The sequence below is a fragment of the Sphingomonas xinjiangensis genome (assembly GCF_014199255.1).
GTDB lineage: Bacteria > Pseudomonadota > Alphaproteobacteria > Sphingomonadales > Sphingomonadaceae > Sphingomonas > Sphingomonas xinjiangensis.
In genome coordinates, this window is record NZ_JACIJF010000002.1 from 346,146 (window position 1) to 364,100 (window position 17,955).

The window sequence follows — 17,955 nt, forward strand, 5'->3', positions numbered from 1 at the left end:
CTTCATCTCAGATGCGGCATCGTCACATCGGGGTTCGGCAGGATGCATAGGATCACAGCACGCCACAAGTTCACTGCGCCCGCAACGGTGCTGCCCAGAGCGGCAATCCCGAGCATGGCGGAGGAAGTGAACCACCGCGTCGCCAACCATCTGCAACTTCTCGCTGCCCTTATCACCGTGGAGGCGCGGGACGTTCGCGATCCGAAGAGCCGCACGGTGCTGGAGCGCATCCAACAGCGCATCGCCGCGATCGGCAGCGTGCACCGGCACCTGTATCAAAGCGACAACGGCGACGTTGATCTGGGCGCGTATCTGGAGGAACTGAGTGCGCAGCTGTCCCGTAGCTGTGGCCCGCACCGGCCCATCATGGTCGATGCCGAGACGGTCCCGGTTAGTGGCGCAATCGCGTCGTCGATCGGCATCCTGGCGACCGAATTGGTGACCAATGCCTGCAAGCACGCCTATCGGGCCGGCGAACCAGGTGGAATAGCGGTGCGTCTTTGCCGGCTTCCAGGCGGTGGCAGCCGCTTCACGGTAGCAGATCACGGCGCGGGATCGCGCCGCGACGAACCCGGCGACGGGCTCGGCACCCGCTTGATCGACGCGATCGTCGCGAAGCTGGGTGCGGTGGCGACATGGGAGGACGCGCACCCCGGTACCCGCTTCTGCATGGACGTTCGTTTTTGACGCGCACCAACTCGACCTGCGCAGGGTTGCAGATGTTCGATTTGTCGCCCAGCGTGGCACGGACGAGGCAGCCGCTTCGGTCGTGGCTGGAGGCGGCGATGCACAGGGACGGATTTGCGACGCGGTGGGTGGCGCTGGCGAAGCTGGGGCTCGCCTCGCTGCTCGCGCTCGGCGTGTTCGCGCTCGACATATTGAGCCCGCTGCAGGGCGCAGTGGCGGTTCTCTACACGGTCGTGGTGCTGGCGGTGGCCCGCGAGCAGCGACGCGATGTGGTGCATGCTGCGGGCGTCGCCTGCGCCGCGCTGGCAATCCTGGGCTATTGGATCAGCCATGGCCATGATGCACTCGGCTCACCGGCAATGCGGCTTGCAGTCAGCCTGGTTGCAATCGCCACCACCGCCTTGCTGTGCGCGCGGCAAATCACCGCCGCGGCCGAGCGCCGTCGCGCCGATGCCCGCTATGGCACGATCTTCAACGCCACCGGCTTTCCAATTTGGGAATCGGACTGGTCGGCGGGCTATGCGATGCTGCGGGCCGGCGAGGTTTCCAGCCTGAATTTAGTACAGCGTGCGGCCGCCGCGTCGTTCATTCGCGACGCAAACCAAGCCGTCGCCACCCTGTTCGGCTATGCGGATCGCGCCGAGCTGGTCGGCACCGGCATCCTGCGTCACCAAACTGCCACCTCTCAGACCGCGCAAGTTCGGATCTTCGACAAGCTCTTTCGCGACGAAGCGCCGATCGAGGAAGAGGTTCAGTTCGTGACCACTACGGGAGAGTCGATAGACGTGGTGCTACGCGTGACGCTCCCGCCCGATCACGAGGGTTGGAAGCGTGTCCTGATCACCGCGCTGGACGTCACACAGCGCAACCGCGCCCAAGCGAAGCTGGCCGAATCGCAGGCCGAATTGACGCACATGGCGCGCATAACCACGCTGGGGCAGCTCGCTGCCTCGATCGCCCACGAGGTCAATCAGCCGCTGTCGGCGATCATCACCTATGCCAAGTCCGGAACGCGCTGGCTGGCCCGCGAAGCGCCCGAGGCACGCGAAGTCGCAGACTGCCTTACCCACATCGCCGCCAACGGCACGCGTGCGGCCGATGTGATCGCACGGATCCGCGATCTCGCGCGCAAGGCCGAGGCGCAGCAGGAAGTGGTGCAGATCGCGCCGTTGATCGCCGACACGCTGGCGATCCTCGATCGGGACCTGAGCGGGGGGGAAGTGACGATGCGCGTCACGCTGCCGGCCGAGTTGCCGGACGTACGCGGGGACCGGGTACAGCTTCAACAGGTGCTGATGAACCTGCTGCTCAATGCCAAGGAAGCGATGGCCGACACGCCCGCGGCCCGCCGGATGCTGTGCGTCGATGGCAGTAGCGACGGAACGCACGCGCTGATCGAAGTAAGCGATTGCGGAATGGGACTGGGGGGCACCCATCCCGAGAATCTCTTCCGCCCATTCTTCACCACCAAGCAGGAGGGCATGGGCATGGGCCTATCGATCTGCCGGTCTATCGCCGAGCAGCATGGCGGCACACTGACGGCAGCCAGCAATGCCGAAGACGGCGCAACCTTCAGCCTTCGGCTGCCCATACTGCAAAAGGAAAGGATCGCGGCATGACGGCGGCACCGGACTGCGTCTGCGTCATCGACGACGATGCCGGTGTGCGCGGCGCGATCGGCAGCCTGTTGCGGTCGAGCGGGTACGACGTACGCTTGTTCGACGGCACCACCGCCTTTTTGGCCGAAGGAGCTCCGGAGGTACCATCCTGCTTGATACTCGACATTCGCCTGTCGGGTGAAAGCGGGCTGGATTTCCAGGAGCGGCTGGCCGAGCATGGCATCGGGTTGCCGGTGGTACTGATCACCGGGCATGGCGACATCCCGATGACGGTACGTGGGATGCGCGCGGGCGCCGTGGATTTCCTGCCTAAGCCGTTCGGCGACGAGCAACTGCTTGCCGCAGTCGCCACCGCGCTGAACGCCGACCGGGTGCGCCGCACCCAAGCCGCCGGTGCGGCTGTGCTCGTGGCGCGCTTCGCCAGGCTCACGCCGCGCGAAAAGGAAGTGATGGGACTGGTGGTCACCGGGCTCATGAACAAGCAGGTCGCCGCCCGACTCCAGCTCAGCGAGATTACCGTCAAGATCCACCGCGGCAACGTGATGCGAAAGATGGAGGCGGACTCGCTCGCCGACCTTGTCCGCATGGCCGAGCAGCTTGGCGTGCGCGACACCAGTATACACCGTTATAGTACCAGCGTATGATGGCATTCGGGAAAGAACGCTCTCACATCAGCATCTTCCGGGCAGCCTGCCTGGGCTCGGAGTTTTCTTTGCCCCATCTCCCTCTAGTGGCCATCGTCGATGACGATCCCGGCGTTCGCGGCAGCATCGCCAGTCTGTTGCGGTCGGCAGGGCTGGTGGGCGAGCAATTCTGCGACGGGATGGAGCTGCTCGCCAGCGCGGATCTTGCGCAGATCGCCTGCATCGTGACCGACCTACACATGCCGAGGATGGACGGGCGGGCGCTGCAACTGGAACTAGCGCGCCGCGGCTGCTGCCACCCAATCATCGTGATGACGGCGTTTCCAACCCCCGCCGCCCGCGCGCAGATGCTGGCGAGCGGCGCCCGCGCCTTCCTGACCAAGCCGGTCGATCCAGACGCGTTGCTCGCCGCGATCGAACAGGCGATCGGCTAATCGGATCGATGCGCGCCGCGGCTTGGGCGGATGTCGAGCGGAGAGAGGCGACGGACTGAAGCCGCGCGTCGCGGGTCACACCAGCGACGCGCCCAGCCTGCGGCCATAGGCCACGGTTGCCTGCCCCACCTGCAGGCGCTCCACCTCGAATGCGGCGCATGCTTGGGGTGTCCATTCCAGTTCCACGGCGCGGCCAGCGCCATCGCGTCGCCTGCCGCCTTGGCGACGCCCATCGCGGTATGTGGGCGGGCGACAAACGCCGCGTCGCAGATCAGCGCGAGGCGCCCGTCGACCATGCGCGGGGTTTCCATGTCGAAGATCGCTTGCACGAACGGTGCGGCTCGACGGCAAAGATATCGGCGAAGGGAGGCGGCAGCAGCGCGCGTGCGCCCGCGACGAGCCTCTCCCTGGCAGGTTCGGGAACGCCGCCCGGCGGCAGCGAGAAGCAATGCGGGCCGTTCCCATCGTTAACCGCCGAGGCGATGTCGGGCGTCTTTCGATACCAGACCGCATTGTAGCGCCGGCTACCCGGGTCGAGTTCGCCCTTTGGGCCATCCGCGGTGTAGCCGAGCCCCTGCCCGCCGGGCATGTGAAAAAGGCGAAGCGATCGGACAGGATGCCGGCCGCCGGAGCGACAGCAGCCGTTCGGGCACCAGCGCGCGCCACGCGATATAACCGGCATAGTCCGGGCCGACGTTTTGCGGCAGCAGCGCCGCACGCACCGCCGAACCGATGCCGTCCGCGCCCAATGTCAGGTCGGCCGTTGCGCGGGTGCCATCCCCGAGTTCCAACCACGCGGTGGTGGCATCCTGGCCGGCAGCCACCACTGGCTGACCAAGATGATATCCCACACTCGATCAGCATGCGCACGGCAACATAGAGGTGGTCCCAGGATACCTGCATCTGCGCGCGCGCGTCGCGCTGCGCCACTTCGTCCAAGCCGAGCGACCGGAGCAGCACGTGCACGTCTTCCTGGGCGACGAGCCCCGCCCCCGCCTCTCCAGCCCAACGGGGCAAGCGTGCGAAGAGCGCCACTTCATGTCCGGCCTGCTGCAGCAAAGCAGCGGAGAAGCGCCCCGCCATGAGCCTCAGGCGACAGGGACGCGCATCAATCGACGCTTCCGCTTGGCAGCGGCGAGCTGGATCAGCACGCCCATCGCGGACAGCGCGGCACCGAGCATGGTTACTGCGGTCCAGCCGCGCGCGCTCCACGCCCAGGTCGCGGCGGCCGAGCCGGCCGCGCCGCCGAGGAACATCGCGCCCATGAAGATCGTGTTAAGGCGTGCTCGGGCTTCGGGTCGCAGCGCGTAGACGAGATGCTGGTTGGACACCAAGGCGCTCTGCACGCCGAAATCGAGCAGGATCACGCCGACCACCAAGCCGGCGATAGATCCCCACAGCCCGAACACGGCCCAAGCCGCGAGCGTCAGCGCCGCGCCGAGCAAGATTACCAGACGCGGGCCGCGGCGATCCGCGATGCGGCCGGCGACCGGAGCCGCCAACACACCGACCGCGCCGACCACGCCGAACAGCCCGGCGACATCGGCGCCCAGACCAAAGCGCGGCTCCTGAAGCCGAAGCGCCAGCACTGTCCAAAACGCGCTGAACGCGCCGAACAGCAACGCCTGGGTTATGGCAGCCGTGCGCAGCGCGCCGAACTCAATCCACAGGCCGCCCAGCGATCGGATGAGCCGCCTATAGCGCAGATTGGTGTCGGGCCGGCTTCGCGGAAGCTGCACCGCCATCACTGCGCCGGCACCTAGCGCCAGCGGCACGCCGAGCCAGAACATCGCCCGCCATCCTGCATGGATCGCGACGAACCCTGCCAGCGTCCGGCTGAGCAGGATGCCGCAAAGCAGACCCGCCATGACGGTTCCGACCGTGGCGCCGCGCCGCTCTGGCGTGGCGAGATGCGCCGCGAGCGGCACGATCTGCTGCGCAACGGTTGCCAGCATGCCGACGAGCAGCGATGCGGCGACGACCATCGCCGCGCCGAGCGCGACCGCAGCCACCGCCAGTGCGATCGCCAAACCGATGAACTGAATCACGATCAGGCGCTTGCGCTCGACCAGATCGCCAAGCGGAACCAGCAGGAACAACCCTGCGGCATATCCCAGCTGCGTGGCGGTGGGCACGAAGGCGGTCATCGAGCCCGGAAGATCGCGCTCCATGATCCCGAGCATCGGCTGGTTGTAATAGATGTTGGCTACCGCCAACCCCGCCACCGCGGCAAGCGCGAAGGTAAGGCCCCTCCCCAGGCGGGTATCGGGCGTTGCGGGTGCATCCTGGGTGATCGTCGTCACGCGAACCTCCTGCTTCAACGGCGCGTCAGCGCCATCTGGACCTGACCGCCAAGCGGCATAAGTAGCGTCTTCTGCAAAGCCGGCTTATCATCTGAAGATATGATCCGACTCGATGACCTCGCCGTGCTCGTCGAGGCGGTGCGACAGGGCAGCCTGTCGGCGGCCGGCCGCCGGTTGGGGCTGACCCCGGTTGCGGCGTCGCGCGGGCTTGCCGCGCTCGAGGCCGAACTGGGCGTGCGGCTGGTGCATCGCACGACGCGGTCGCTGTCGCTCACGCCCGAGGGTGAGGCATTTCTCCCCCATGCCGAGGCGATGCTCGACCATGCCGAGGAGGGTCGCGCCGCCGCCGCGCCCGGCCCCGCCGGCATTTCGGGGGTGCTGCGGATCGCCGCTTCGGTGCCGTTCGGCCGGAAGGTGGTGACACCGATGCTCGTGGGGTTCCTGCAGACCCATCCGCGCCTTCACATGGAATTGCGGTTGAACGATGCGCTGGTCGACATCACCGCACAGGGGCTGGACGTCGCGCTCCGCTTTGGCGAACTGCGCGACAACGGCCTGGTCGCACGCCGGCTCGCCAACAATCCGCGTGGGCTTTATGCAGCGCCGCACTATCTGGCGGAGCATGGCACACCGACGGTGCTAGAAGATTTGCGGGGCCATTCCTGCCTTGCCGGCCAGGGCGCAACGCACTGGACATTCGAACGCGGCGGCCGCGCGGTGCGCCAGACGGTCAGCGGACGCTTCTTCGCCGACAGCGTCGAAGCACTGCACCAGGCGAGCATCGGCGGATTGGGGATCGTCTTGCTGTCCGAATGGAACGTGCGCGAGGATGTCGAGGCTGGCCGGCTTGTTCCGATCACCCTCGTTGATGCAGCCATTCCCGATCAGGGAATTTGGGCCGTGCTGCCCACCCGGCGCTTCCTTCCCGGCAGAACGCGTCTGTTTCTTGACGCTTTCGCAGCGCACCTCGCGGAGGCGCATATCGCGAAGCCGCCTGCCTGAAGCCTCAGTAATGGCATCCACAAGCATCCGTTGATCCGCTTCTGCTCCGGCGACGCGGGAAAGGCATGTTGGGCAGTCATCTACCTGCATTGCGCTCTACCTTCGCCGTCACGGTCAACTGCCCGGCAGCTTGCAGGGCCATCAGGCGGCAAGGTCCCCTTCGTCTACATAGGCTGCTGATCGACTGACCAATGATCAGCTATTTAGAGCCACTCGCCGTTCCCCCGGGCCACCAATCCATTCATCTTGGTTCGCGCGGTTGCGACCGGCTCTCCCCAAATCTCAGTGGGCGTCCATCTGCACGACCGTTCCCATTGTGATCGGCAAAGCGAATAGTGTCAGCCTCGGAGCGGCGGCTGACATAAACATAGCCGTTTGGCGCCACCGCGATCATACGAGTATTGCCCGGCCCTCAGCTCAGACTTCAGCGCGATAGCCTCGCGGCAGCTTCAGTTAACTCACGAAATCAGCGCCAGCTTTCGCTGAGCCATCTCGTCGAAATGCGCCTGCACAGGACGCTTGTCATCATCCTCCAGGCTGCTTTGCAAGACCGCACGTCATGACAAAGGCGAGCTTCAGATCCGGGATCAGGTAGAGCATTTGTCCAGCATAGCTCCATGCGAACCAGACAGGATGCCGCCGGCGCATTGAGAGAAACCAGCCATAGCCCCCTGTCCGCGCCAGGGCGATGTCGTATGTGGAATCCAGCTCTGCTGCACCCGTCACTTCGGCAGCACCGGGCGCAGGCTGTAAGCCTACGTGATCTGTTCGCTCCGTCCCTTGAGCTGAAGTGCCGCATAACGCTCATAACTGGAGCGCATGTGCAGCCGCGCAGCCTCGCGTGCTCCATCAGGATTGCCTGCCGCTATGGCGTGGTAGATCGCCCGATGGTCTGCGTTGATGACGCGTGCGTACTCCTGCGGCTTCATCGCGCCTTCTCCAACGAGGTACAAGGCTCGCGACGGGATCAGCCGAAGGCCGAGGAAATCCGCAAAACGGACGTAGTAGTCGTTGCGGGTTGCTCCGGCGATGGCAGCATGGAAGGCGCGGTCAATCACCATGGACTGCGAACCATCTTCGCTCACTTCCATCGCGGCAAGGAGGAGCTCCAGAGCCTTCAAGTCGGCCGCCGTGCGACGTTCGGCGGCCAGCGCCGCCATTTCGGTCTCCAACGCTGTCCGCATCTCGAGCAGCTTCAACACGTCTTCGATCGCTGCAAGATCCTCAGGCATTACCTGAAAGGCCCGATATCGCGCGTTCCCGGCCACGTAGGCCCCTGAGCCGCGTCGGGACTCGAGGAGCCCTTGTGCCGCAAGCCTGGCGAATGCCTCCCGCACCACCGTCCGGCTCACCCCGAAGTCTTCGGTGATCACCTTTTCAGTTGGGAAGCGGTCACCCGGGGCGAGAACACCTGATTCGATATCGCTTCTGAAGCGCGCAACGAGATCGTCTGCGAGCGACGCGGCCTTGGTAGACGTCATAATATCCAGCTCTATCGATCGTCGAGGTTAGTGGTGATGCACCGTGAAGTCGGGGCTCGCTGCACGAACATAGGCAATCCAAGCTTCCTGGGTATGCATGTCCGCACCACGATCCCACGCTGCGCCCGCATAGTAAACGAAAGGTTTGCCGGGAGTGACGCGGACGAGAACCAAGTGGTTCTCGCTGTCATTCTTCACATCGATGATCGTCCGAGGGTCGATTAGCAGCGCTGCAGCCATCGTGCCGTGACGCTCGTCTGCAGGTCCCCACCAGGCAAACCGCCCCGCAGCGCGATCAACCGTGAATGTTCCTGCCTTGGCCGGATCGATCGGTCGGCGAGAGATTCCGATCCCGACGGTCAGCGGCTCGGGATGGTCAGACGCCAGTGTCGACACCATGCGCGTGAAATGTGTTCCCGCAGGCAGGGTGAAGCGGCGTGTTTCTGAAACTTGGCGATCCACTCCAACGGCCCAAGGCGCATAGTCCACGGCAAAATCGGCGACGTCCGGCCCGGCTTTCAGGATCCGGTGACGGATGAAGTTGCGCGAGGTCCACAACTTGTTGTCCTGCCAGATCCCGAGCCCGCCCGTTCCTCGACCAGTTCCAACGTTGTAAAAGTCGACGCCTTCCCCGTGTTCCGCGTGCTGGTCACCGGTGCGCAGCTGTCGATCCATAAAGGGCCAGGGCACCGACTTTCCCCAGGCATCTATTCCCGAGCCCGAAGGCGGCTCCACCGCCTCAAGGCGGCGACCGTAGATGCGGTGAGCGGTGCGGTCATTCTCCCACAACAGATCGTCGTAGCGATAATCGGCAAGCGTCACTGCCGCGCGCGCCTGTCGCTCTTCTGGTGATGCCGTCTGGAACTTACCGGTATCCTGGCTTGGCGCCGCCGCCACAAGGCTGATCAGCAGCAACGCAGGAGCGGCCATCTCCCTGTTTCGCGATGAGAACGGTTTAAGCCTGCCCGACATCTAGCCCTCCTGTTGTATGACAACTGTTGACAGGTGAATTGGGAAAAGGGAACAGTGTTTCGCGACACCGGTGACAACGCCGGGTTTTGGAGAGGTTTGCGTGCAAGAACGCCTAAACGACTACGGCTCGCCCAGCCGCTGGCCCATCAGCTTCGATCATCAAAATGCCGGATCATTTGCATGCTGAGCGCGCTCCCGTTGATGGTCCTCGCAGCCGCGCCGGCGGCTGCGGAAATGCCGAACGCCGCGGCCGTGCTGCAGTCGGCACGTCGAGTGGCCGACTGGCAACTCGCCAACGCCAACCGCTTCGACTACATTCCGGCCGCCCGCGCCAGCGTGCGAAATCCGCGCGACTGGCAACAGGCCACCTTCTGGGTGGCGCTCACCGACCTCGCCGACCGTGACCCGACGTATCGCAAGCCAATCCTGGAACTTGGCGCGCGGGAACAATGGCAGCTGGGCCGCAACCCCTACCACGCGGACGATCAGCTGATCGCCCAGGCATGGGAGTGGGCGGCCCGCAACGGCGCAGGACCCGCAGCTCTCGCCCCGGCACACAGCTATTTCGGCAAGGTGTTCGCGAGCCCACGTAGCGGGAGCCTCGAGTTCGTTCCTCGTAACCCGGGAAGCGGCGACAGCGCGTGCACCGACCGCTGGTGCTGGTGCGACGCCTTGTTCATGGCTCCGCCCACCCTTTTGCGACTTGGTCAGGCGCTGCGCGATCCGCGCTATGCGAGGTTCGTCCACGGCGAGTTCAGGGCCACGACCGGCTACCTCTACGATCCCGGCGAGAAGCTGTTCTTCCGCGACAGCCGCTTCTTCGATCGTCGCGACGACAATGGTCGCAAGCTGTTCTGGAGCCGCGGCAATGGTTGGGTGCTCGCTGGACTGGCACGCGTGATCCAGGTTCTGCCCAAGGATGATCCGCATCGCGCCTGGTATGTCGGGCTGTTCCGCGACATGTCGGAGCGCATCGTCACTCTCCAGAAGCCCGATGGATACTGGGCACCCTCGCTTCTGGATAACGGCACGGACACGCCGCAGGAATCAAGCGGAACGGGATTCTTCACCTACGCCTTCGCCTGGGGCATCCGTGCCGGCATCCTCAACCCGGTCCGCTACCGCGAACCGGCTCTCCGGGGCTGGCGCGCGATGGAGCGCGCGGTGCAGCCCTCCGGCATGCTGGGCTGGGTCCAGCAGGTGAGCGATCGGCCCGACTCCGTGGCTGCCGCCGACACTCAGTTCTACGGAGCCGGCGCCTATGTGCTCGCCGGAACCGCCATCTACGATTTGGCTCGCGCCGAGCAGGAGCGCCGCCGATGACCACGTTGCTTGCACTCGCGCCGATACTGATGGCCGTAAGCTCCCAAGCAGCAGATCCGCGCGGCCAGGTCTATGTGTCGCCGCCACCGATGCACGGGACCGTGTCGACACGGCTGATGCCGCAGGTGGAGACACTCGTCCTGCAGCTTCTGCGGGAGAAACGGGCGATGACGATCGACGGCGTGCGGGTCTTCGAAAGCGGCGACAAGTTCCTGCCCGGCAAGATCGCAGCCATCATGGCATATCGCGTTCTGGCTCTGCCCCCGGGAGACGCTCGCCTCGACCAGCGGCTGAAGGACTTCGCCGACATGGCCGAGGTGACGCTGCAGGACACCAACGACAGCTGGGGCATCTACTACTATATCTCCGCGCTTCATTCCCTTCGTAAGGCGGGACTGCTCGACCGCGCAGTGCGACCTTCGACGCTTGCGTCCCTACGAACCAAGCTGGACTGGCGGCGCTTCGTCCGGCCAGACCTCACCCTCATCGACCTGCCCAACAACTATTACGGCGTCGCCTTCCCCGTCGCGCGGCTGCGTCATCTGCTTGGGTGGGAGGATGCGTCCGCGTCGGAACGGCTGCTCGCGCGAACGCTCGACCACTACCGCAAATATTCGGGCGAGTACGGTTTTGCCGACGAAACCGAGGGCAAGGGGCGCTTCGACCGCTACAGCGTCCTTCTCGTTGGCGAGATCGCGCAGCGCATGATCGAGACGGGAATGACGCCGCCGACGCAAGTACGGGAATGGCTCCGCAAGTCCGTCGGCCTGATGCTACCCCGGTTCAACTTGCGCGGAGAAGGGTGGGAATATGGCCGCTCGATCGGGGCTTATGGCGAGACCGCATTCCTGGAGACGCTGAGCGCCGCCGCCAAGCTCAAGGTGCTGAGCCCCGAGGAAGAGCGGATGGCATACGCCTTCTCGTCGCGCATCGCCGCCCGCTACATGGACTTCTGGGTCGTTCCCGCGACCGGCTCGGTCGACCTTTGGAACAAGGGCCGCCGCACCGATGCATACCGTGGCAAGCACAGGATCTTCGGCGAAAACCTGAGCCTGGCGCGCCAATACATCTACACCGACGAGATCTGGAGCGATCTGGGCTATCGCGGCCGCACTCCGGACAAGGGTTACACCAACTGGCTGTCTACCCTGCCTACCCATCGCTTCACCTGGTTCGCGCGTGGTCGATACGACCGCGGCGTGCTGACGCTGCGCGACCGTGGGCAAGTCCTCTCGCTGCCGATCATCAACGGGGCCGAGGGGCAGCACATGCACAACCCCTACTTCCCAGTGCCCTTCGCGCCAGGCATGCTTCAGGGCTCACCGGACGCCAGCTGGCCGCAGCTGCTGCCGCGCGTGACGCTGAAGGACGGCACTGTCCTGATGCCCCTCGCCTTCTTCAAGGATGTCCGGATCGAGCGTCAAGGCAGCAAGACCGTTGTCAGCTGGCGACAGGATGAATGGGACCGAATGGGCGACAAGGACGCCATCCCGGACACGAGGCTCGCGGTGGAAACCCGCTACACCTTCACTCCCGGAGAAATCGTGCGCGAAGATCGCATCTTGCCGAATGGCGACCTCGGCGAGGCCAAGCTCGACCTGGAATTCGGAAGCTTCTCCAGCGAAGCGACACCGGCGGGCGACGGCGCGACCGCGTTCGCAAAGGGAGCGGTCAAGCACTTCTCAACGAGCGGATACGGAGCCTGCAGCTCGCACGCACCCGCAGAGGTCTACTCCGCCACCACGGGCAAGATGAGCAGCGTCGTTGCATGCGGTCGAGCTGTCGGATTCAACAAACCCATGAAGCTCACTTGGAAGTTGTCTTACAACTCTTGATTTTAGTGGATGACACCGGTAGCTGTCGAAGGATAGCCGTTCAGAGAAGCGGCACTCAGGAGAGCAAGCATGATTGGCCGACATCGGGCTGCGCTACTCGTCAGCGCCTCGTTCCTTTTCACCCCCGCTGCGTTCGCACAGGAGCAGCCGAGCACTGGTCAAGCCCAGGCGAACAGCATGACGTCGCCTTCGGTTCAGCCAAACCCGATAGAGCCGGCAGGCGCGCCTACCGATCCGACGCAGACGGGCACGAGCGATGTACGAGCTTCCGGCACAGACCCAATCGCGCAGGCTGCGGCTGAAGCCGATCCCGAGGCGCAGGGCGAAATCGTCGTGACCGGCGCACGCGCCACGCAGCGCACATCCATCGAACTCAAGCGCAACGCGAGCGTGATCGTAGACGGCCTGGTCTCGGACGAGATCGGCGCCACGCCCGACAACTCGGTAGGCGACACGCTCGAGCGTATCACCGGCGTGACTGCCGACCGCTTCAAGGGCAATGCCAACGAACTTTCGGTGCGCGGGCTCGGGCCGACGCTCAGCTTCTCGACCTTCAACGGGCGCGAAGTGTCCACGGCGGGCGGGGACCGCTCCGTCGGTTTCCAGCAGTTCCCCTCGGAACTCGTGAATGGTGTCCTCGTCTACAAGACCCAACAGGCCGACTTCCTCGAAGGCGGCGTCGGTGGCATCATCGAGCTTCGGTCACTCAAGCCGCTAGACTATGGCAAGCGGCGCCTACAGGCCGAGTTCCGAGCCGATTACCAGCCGAAGGCGCACGACGTCTATCAGGAGGATGGGCTCGGTTATCGTGCCAACATCTCGTATACCGACAGCTATTCGACCGGCATCGGCGACATCGGAATCTCCATCGGCTATCAGCGCCAGGACACCTCCGCGCCGGAGGACTACTACAACACCAACGCCACCTTCCAGCTGTGCAACACGGTGGCGAACAATCCCTTCCAGGTGACCGGCACGGCAGCGGCGCTGGTGGCATCGGGTGCCGGCGCCAACTGCACCTTCGCGAGCGGCCCCCGGGCGGTTGCACCGGCGACGGGCGCGACGCCGGTCGCCGTGGGCGAGACACGCGGCGACTACTACTTCGCCAACTCCTCACGCAGCTTCCGCACCCAGCAGACGGCGGAGGTCCGCGATGCAGTGATGGGAACGCTGCAGTGGCGCCCGAGCCCGGACTTCGAGATCGCTGTGGACGGGCAATATTCCAACCGCGACAGCCTCGAAAAGCGCAACGTGCTGGCCATCGCGGAAGGTCTACGTGGCGTGCAGCCGCTCATCATCGGGACCGGAGACAATGGCTACAGCAAGGGCGCGCTGATCAGCTACCGCGGCAATTCGAACATCGAGAACCAGCTGGAACGGCGTCAGCGCGCCGAGGAGTATCTTGGTGGCGGCCTGACGCTCGCATGGCGGCCCGACAACTGGAACTTCACGGCCGACGCGAGCTACTCCAAGTCCCACCGCACCGAGACGCAGAAGGCAACGCGCATGCGGTCAACGACGCGCGTGCCATATGAACTCACCTACGAAGACGACAACATCGTCCCCAACATCATCTTTGGCAACGGCTTCGACGTTACCAATCCCGCCAGCTTTCTCGCAACTGCCGCCACGTCGGTCTACGCCCGCAATCGCTTCGCGACCGACCGCAACGACGAAATCCTCGCCGGTCGCTTCGATGTCGAGCGGCTGTTCGACAACAGCTTCCTCACGGCTTTCAAGTTCGGCGCTCGGTACTCCGAGCACCACCGAACGAACGACAACGCGCGCAACACCGATCTGAACACGCTGGTCCCCGTCAACGGCCAGACTCCCGCCCAGCTGATCACGGCGGCCAACCAGAACTGCAGGGCGCCGTTCACCACCTCGTCCTACATGGAAGGGCTCGGCTCCAACCTGAACCGCTGGGCAACCTTCGACAACGACTGCCTCTTCCGCACCTTCACCGGCAGCGACGACGCGCTGCCCCTCCCCACCGATGGCCGCGATCCAAGCGACCTCGACGTGAAGGAGCAGATCTATGCCGCCTATGCGATGGCGAGCTTCCGCTCGGACCTGGGCCAGCTGCCCTTCTCTGGCAACGTGGGCCTGCGCTGGGTGGACACGAAGATCACGTCGGTCGGCTTCCGCCAATCCTATCTGATCACCATCGACCCCGGCAGTGACACCTACACCGTTGCGGTTGATCCCACTGGGCAGCTTACCAGCAACACGGGACGCGGACGATATCGCTATCTGCTGCCGAGCGCGAACGTCGCCTTCGACCTTTCCGAACAACTCAAGCTTCGCTTGGCCGGATACCGCGCCATCGCCCGGTCCGGGATCGAGAGCTTTGGCGCCGGCATCAACCTCAATCCCTCGACCGGCACCGGCGGTCTGGGGAACATCATCTTCAATGCCACCACCGGCAATCCCAACCTGAAGCCGCTCCGCTCGTGGAATGCCGATGCGAGCCTTGAACTCTACGCGTCGAAGGACACCCTGATCTCGCTGGCCGGCTACTACAAGTGGGTGGTGGGGACGGTCATCGGCCGCGACGTCAGCATCCCCACGCCGATCACCGTTACGACCGTCACGCTGGGGCCGACGGGTCCGGGACCACGCCAGACTGCGGATCTGATCATCAATCCGGTCGCGCCGGCGAACGACACCGAGACGCGCAACCTTTATGGCCTCGAGTTCACCGGAAGCCATGCCTTCACATGGTTGCCCGATCCAATGGACGGCTTCGGCGTGCAGGCGTCGGTCAACCGCGCGTTTGCAAACTTTGAGTATCCGGACACTTCGAACAACGCGATTTCGAACTACCTCGATCCGGCCAACCTGATCGGCCTATCTAAGTGGACGGCCAGCGGCTCGGTGTATTTCGAGAAGTGGGGCCTCTCGCTCCGTGCGAACTATCGTTACCGCTCCTCCTATTACAAGCCGAACGGCGGCACGAATCGCGAGGTGCGCGGTGCCGACTACGTCAACCTCTCCGCGCAGTACAACATCAGCCCGAACGTCCAGCTGAAGGCTCAGGCTCTTAACATCACCGGCACGCAGGACGTGATGTATAAGGGTGGCTACGACAGCATCGCGGAGGTGTCGAACAGTGGCACCCAATACTTCTTCGGAGTTCGCGTGCGCATGTAGAGTCATCCCATGGCCAAACACTGTTACCGAATGACTTCCTCCGCGATCGCACATCGCGGCGTAAAGTGGTCATTAAATAGTTAAGATCTGATATAAGCATAGATGCTTATTGTGCTTATGTTTGTATTTATGTTCTTGCCCATCCTGTCCATCACTATCAGCATCCACTTCACCGTCATTCGACTCGTTCATGCGTCTTCTACAACAAACATCGAAATAAATGCCGGAATGGAGAGAGATGATGGGCAGGAACAACAAAACTCATCTGACTAAGACAAAGCTGGCACTGACCGGTTGGGCAACGATCGCCCTAGCTGGCGCAGCCTATGCCTACACTACCGACGTGGGTGCTGGCGGACGCATCGAGAACATCAGCGGCGGCATGCGCTTCATCGTCAAGCAGCGCACCGACACCGTTCCTGGCCGGGCGGAACTCCGCGGCAGCTCAAGCACCTCGGGTGTCTCCGCTAGCGGTCGCTTCCGTCTGGTGAGCGGAGGGCGCTGGCTCAGCGTCATGCAGGTCCTCAACGTCGTAGCCTCTGGCCAGACCTCGGGCCCTTCCGAACCGGTGACGCAGCTGGCCGTTCGCCCGAAATCCGGAACGAACCGATACGAGTTCTACGTCGTTCAGGGCGGCCAAGTATGCAGCGGCACGCCGGAAGTCACGATCGGCAGCTACTATACCATCAGTGTGAGCGCGAGCTCGGGCCAGACGCCCGAATACACGATCAATGGCGCAACCTGCAAAAAGCCCAATCCAGACGGCGACAAGGCAGGGACCGTCTTCGATGGCAGCCTGAAGAGCGGCCGGCACTTCTACGCGAAGATGGGTGCCTACCACACGAGCAGCAATCAGACGAACCGCGGCGGCGACTCCTCGGCGGAATGGACCGAGACTCGGATCTGACGGCACGGGGCGGCCGGCAGCGGCCGCTCCAAGTCCGCCAGCTGGCATGTGCTGCTCAGGAAGAGCTCTTCTCCCTACCCTCACCCAAAGCCAAACCTTGACCAAAGAAGCGCCGAAGCTCGGCGTCTGGAACTTCGGGATAGTTCGCCTCAGGCCACGCAGCCCCCGCACGACGGAGCAGCTCTTCGAATTCGCCCTCGTCGGGTCTAAGCTCCTTGTAGGGCCACTCCTCTAAGCGTCCACGGTAGCTGGCGATGAAATCGGTCGCGCTTCGAAGCCCCGTACCCCGATCCTGATAGTTCCATAGGTCGACGCCGACGCATCGCCCGAGGTCAGCCACATCATACGCCGCGAGCAGCGCATAGAGCGAGTAGTGAAAGCTGCGGGTGCGGGCCAGTTCTTCGGGGAGTCTGCCCTCAGGGGTGAATTGCGGCGCGATGCGGCGCTTGGGAAATGCGGCGATGACATTTCGGGCGATCTCGGGCCGGCGCGCGAACAACGAGAAGTGCACCAGTTGCGCGTCATACCACAGGGCATGGTTGTTGCGCGCAGCATCCTCGGCCTTGCCGTTCCTGCTGGTCATCAGCCATTCGACATAGTCGCCGAACCAGCGCTCCAAGCCCGCCTGCTCCCGAGGTACTAGCGCGCCTGATGGCGCGATCAGGCCGATGCCTTCCACCACGCGCTGCAGCCTGGTGGTGTCGATTACCCCTTCCTTGCGGCCCTCTTCGCGTCCGGGCACGCCCTGCGCGAAGTTCATGTTGGGGTTCATCCGGGTTCCCGGGTTCAGAAACCATACCCGCAACAAGGTCGCCGCCCGCCTGGCGAAGCGCACGTCGTCGGAGAAGTAGTAGGCGAGGCTCAGGATCTCGACGTCCCTGCTCATCCGGTCCAGGTCGGTGACATCGTAACGATCGGTCGAGCGCGCCGGATTGATCTCGCCATCCCGGCGCACATACGGCAGTCCGTCCGCCTTCGACGGATCGGGCCACCAGTAGGGTGCCAGGCTCAGATAGTCGTGGCGATCTCCCGATGGGGGGACCGCCGTCTTGTCGACGACGGTGTAGGTCGGCCTCTTTAGAGCGGCCTCAGCCGCGCGAAGCAACGCCTGGTTTGCCGACCACACTGCGGGGCCGCTGGCGGCAGCCGCCTTCAGCCGCGCCAGCGCTCCCGGCTCCAATAAAAATGTCCTGCGCCCACCGAAAGCGGCGGCAAAGCCGTCGCTCGCCCGGCAGGCCGTCTGCAGCACCGGCCCCGAGGAGGTGATGGGTCGGGCTTGGGCCGCAGACTGCGGCAAGAATGCCGCAGCCAGGACTAGAAGGAGGCCGCCGCCCAATCGGTGGGCGACACTCTCCAAAACCTTAACAGAATAAAACGTCCGACCGGCGCACTGGCCGCCGCTGAGCACCAAGGCTCCACCCACGACATCCCGCACGCATCACTCCTACGTATCTGTCTCGCTTGGCCCAGCTACACAGAGTCTGAGGATGCAGTCAAGAATATGTCATACAACTTTCATAATCTGCGATGTCGCAGCCGATCCATGCGCCTCCGGTCCGCCGCGTGCTGCCGCCAAATCCAGATAACGCTTGATG

The 17,955-nt window shown here is 64.2% G+C and carries 14 protein-coding genes and 1 pseudogene; 9 read left to right on the forward strand and 6 right to left on the reverse strand.

Going from position 1 to position 17,955, the window contains the following annotated elements:
- Window positions 1-42 precede the first annotated feature (42 nt).
- The 4 genes from FHT02_RS05145 (at window position 43) to FHT02_RS05160 (ending at window position 3,384) form a co-directional block, all read left to right on the forward strand.
- On the forward strand, window positions 43-687 hold the full coding sequence (locus tag FHT02_RS05145; protein WP_184085123.1) for a sensor histidine kinase: 645 nt from the start codon (window positions 43-45) through the stop codon (window positions 685-687).
- A gap of 32 nt (window positions 688-719) precedes the next feature.
- Window positions 720-2,306 carry a sensor histidine kinase gene (locus FHT02_RS05150; protein WP_184085126.1) on the forward strand — a complete coding sequence of 529 codons (1,587 nt, stop codon included), beginning with the start codon at window positions 720-722 and terminating at the stop codon, window positions 2,304-2,306.
- The gene (locus tag FHT02_RS05155) at window positions 2,303-2,950 is read left to right on the forward strand and encodes a response regulator transcription factor (RefSeq protein ID WP_184085129.1); all 648 of its coding nucleotides are present in this window, start codon (window positions 2,303-2,305) and stop codon (window positions 2,948-2,950) included. Before FHT02_RS05150 ends, FHT02_RS05155 begins: the two co-directional genes overlap by 4 nt.
- A gap of 86 nt (window positions 2,951-3,036) precedes the next feature.
- Window positions 3,037-3,384, forward strand: a complete 348-nt coding sequence (locus FHT02_RS05160) for a response regulator (RefSeq protein ID WP_221239305.1) — start codon at window positions 3,037-3,039, stop codon at window positions 3,382-3,384.
- A 271-nt stretch (window positions 3,385-3,655) separates the two neighbouring features.
- Here FHT02_RS05160 and FHT02_RS05165 read toward each other — a convergent pair whose 3' ends face one another.
- Entirely contained in the window at window positions 3,656-3,973 is a 318-nt protein-coding gene (locus tag FHT02_RS05165) for an FAD binding domain-containing protein (protein WP_184085135.1), read from the reverse strand.
- Between the two features lie 499 nt (window positions 3,974-4,472).
- Window positions 4,473-5,678: an MFS transporter gene (locus FHT02_RS05170; RefSeq protein ID WP_184085449.1), complete on the reverse strand. Its 1,206-nt coding sequence runs from the start codon at window positions 5,676-5,678 to the stop codon at window positions 4,473-4,475.
- Between the two features lie 108 nt (window positions 5,679-5,786).
- Between FHT02_RS05170 and FHT02_RS05175 the strand changes: the two genes are divergently transcribed.
- Window positions 5,787-6,689, forward strand: coding sequence for a LysR family transcriptional regulator (locus tag FHT02_RS05175; protein WP_221239306.1), 903 nt, complete (start codon window positions 5,787-5,789; stop codon window positions 6,687-6,689).
- A gap of 755 nt (window positions 6,690-7,444) precedes the next feature.
- Here FHT02_RS05175 and FHT02_RS21465 read toward each other — a convergent pair.
- The 3 genes and pseudogenes from FHT02_RS21465 to FHT02_RS05185 form a co-directional block, all read right to left on the reverse strand.
- A complete protein-coding gene (locus FHT02_RS21465; protein ID WP_246352213.1) occupies window positions 7,445-7,888 on the reverse strand; it encodes a FadR/GntR family transcriptional regulator in 444 nt (147 codons plus the stop codon).
- A gap of 78 nt (window positions 7,889-7,966) precedes the next feature.
- A pseudogene (locus FHT02_RS21470) lies at window positions 7,967-8,170 on the reverse strand (winged helix-turn-helix domain-containing protein); the annotation flags it as partial.
- 27 nt (window positions 8,171-8,197) lie between these two features.
- Window positions 8,198-9,100: a DUF4861 family protein gene (locus FHT02_RS05185; RefSeq protein ID WP_184085139.1), complete on the reverse strand. Its 903-nt coding sequence runs from the start codon at window positions 9,098-9,100 to the stop codon at window positions 8,198-8,200.
- 222 nt (window positions 9,101-9,322) lie between these two features.
- Here FHT02_RS05185 and FHT02_RS05190 point away from each other — a divergent pair, with 222 nt between their 5' ends.
- From FHT02_RS05190 to FHT02_RS05205, 4 genes are all read left to right on the forward strand, one after another.
- Window positions 9,323-10,465: a glycoside hydrolase family 88/105 protein gene (locus FHT02_RS05190; protein ID WP_184085141.1), complete on the forward strand. Its 1,143-nt coding sequence runs from the start codon at window positions 9,323-9,325 to the stop codon at window positions 10,463-10,465.
- Complete coding sequence (locus FHT02_RS05195) at window positions 10,462-12,300, forward strand: hypothetical protein (RefSeq protein ID WP_184085143.1); 1,839 nt, start codon at window positions 10,462-10,464, stop codon at window positions 12,298-12,300. Before FHT02_RS05190 ends, FHT02_RS05195 begins: the two co-directional genes overlap by 4 nt.
- A 69-nt stretch (window positions 12,301-12,369) precedes the next feature.
- On the forward strand, window positions 12,370-15,453 hold the full coding sequence (locus FHT02_RS05200) for a TonB-dependent receptor (RefSeq protein WP_184085145.1): 3,084 nt from the start codon (window positions 12,370-12,372) through the stop codon (window positions 15,451-15,453).
- A gap of 241 nt (window positions 15,454-15,694) precedes the next feature.
- Window positions 15,695-16,360: a hypothetical protein gene (locus FHT02_RS05205; protein WP_184085147.1), complete on the forward strand. Its 666-nt coding sequence runs from the start codon at window positions 15,695-15,697 to the stop codon at window positions 16,358-16,360.
- 55 nt (window positions 16,361-16,415) lie between these two features.
- Here FHT02_RS05205 and FHT02_RS05210 read toward each other — a convergent pair whose 3' ends face one another.
- The gene (locus FHT02_RS05210) at window positions 16,416-17,768 is read right to left on the reverse strand and encodes an alginate lyase family protein (protein ID WP_343056834.1); all 1,353 of its coding nucleotides are present in this window, start codon (window positions 17,766-17,768) and stop codon (window positions 16,416-16,418) included.
- Between the last annotated feature and the right edge of the window lie 187 nt (window positions 17,769-17,955).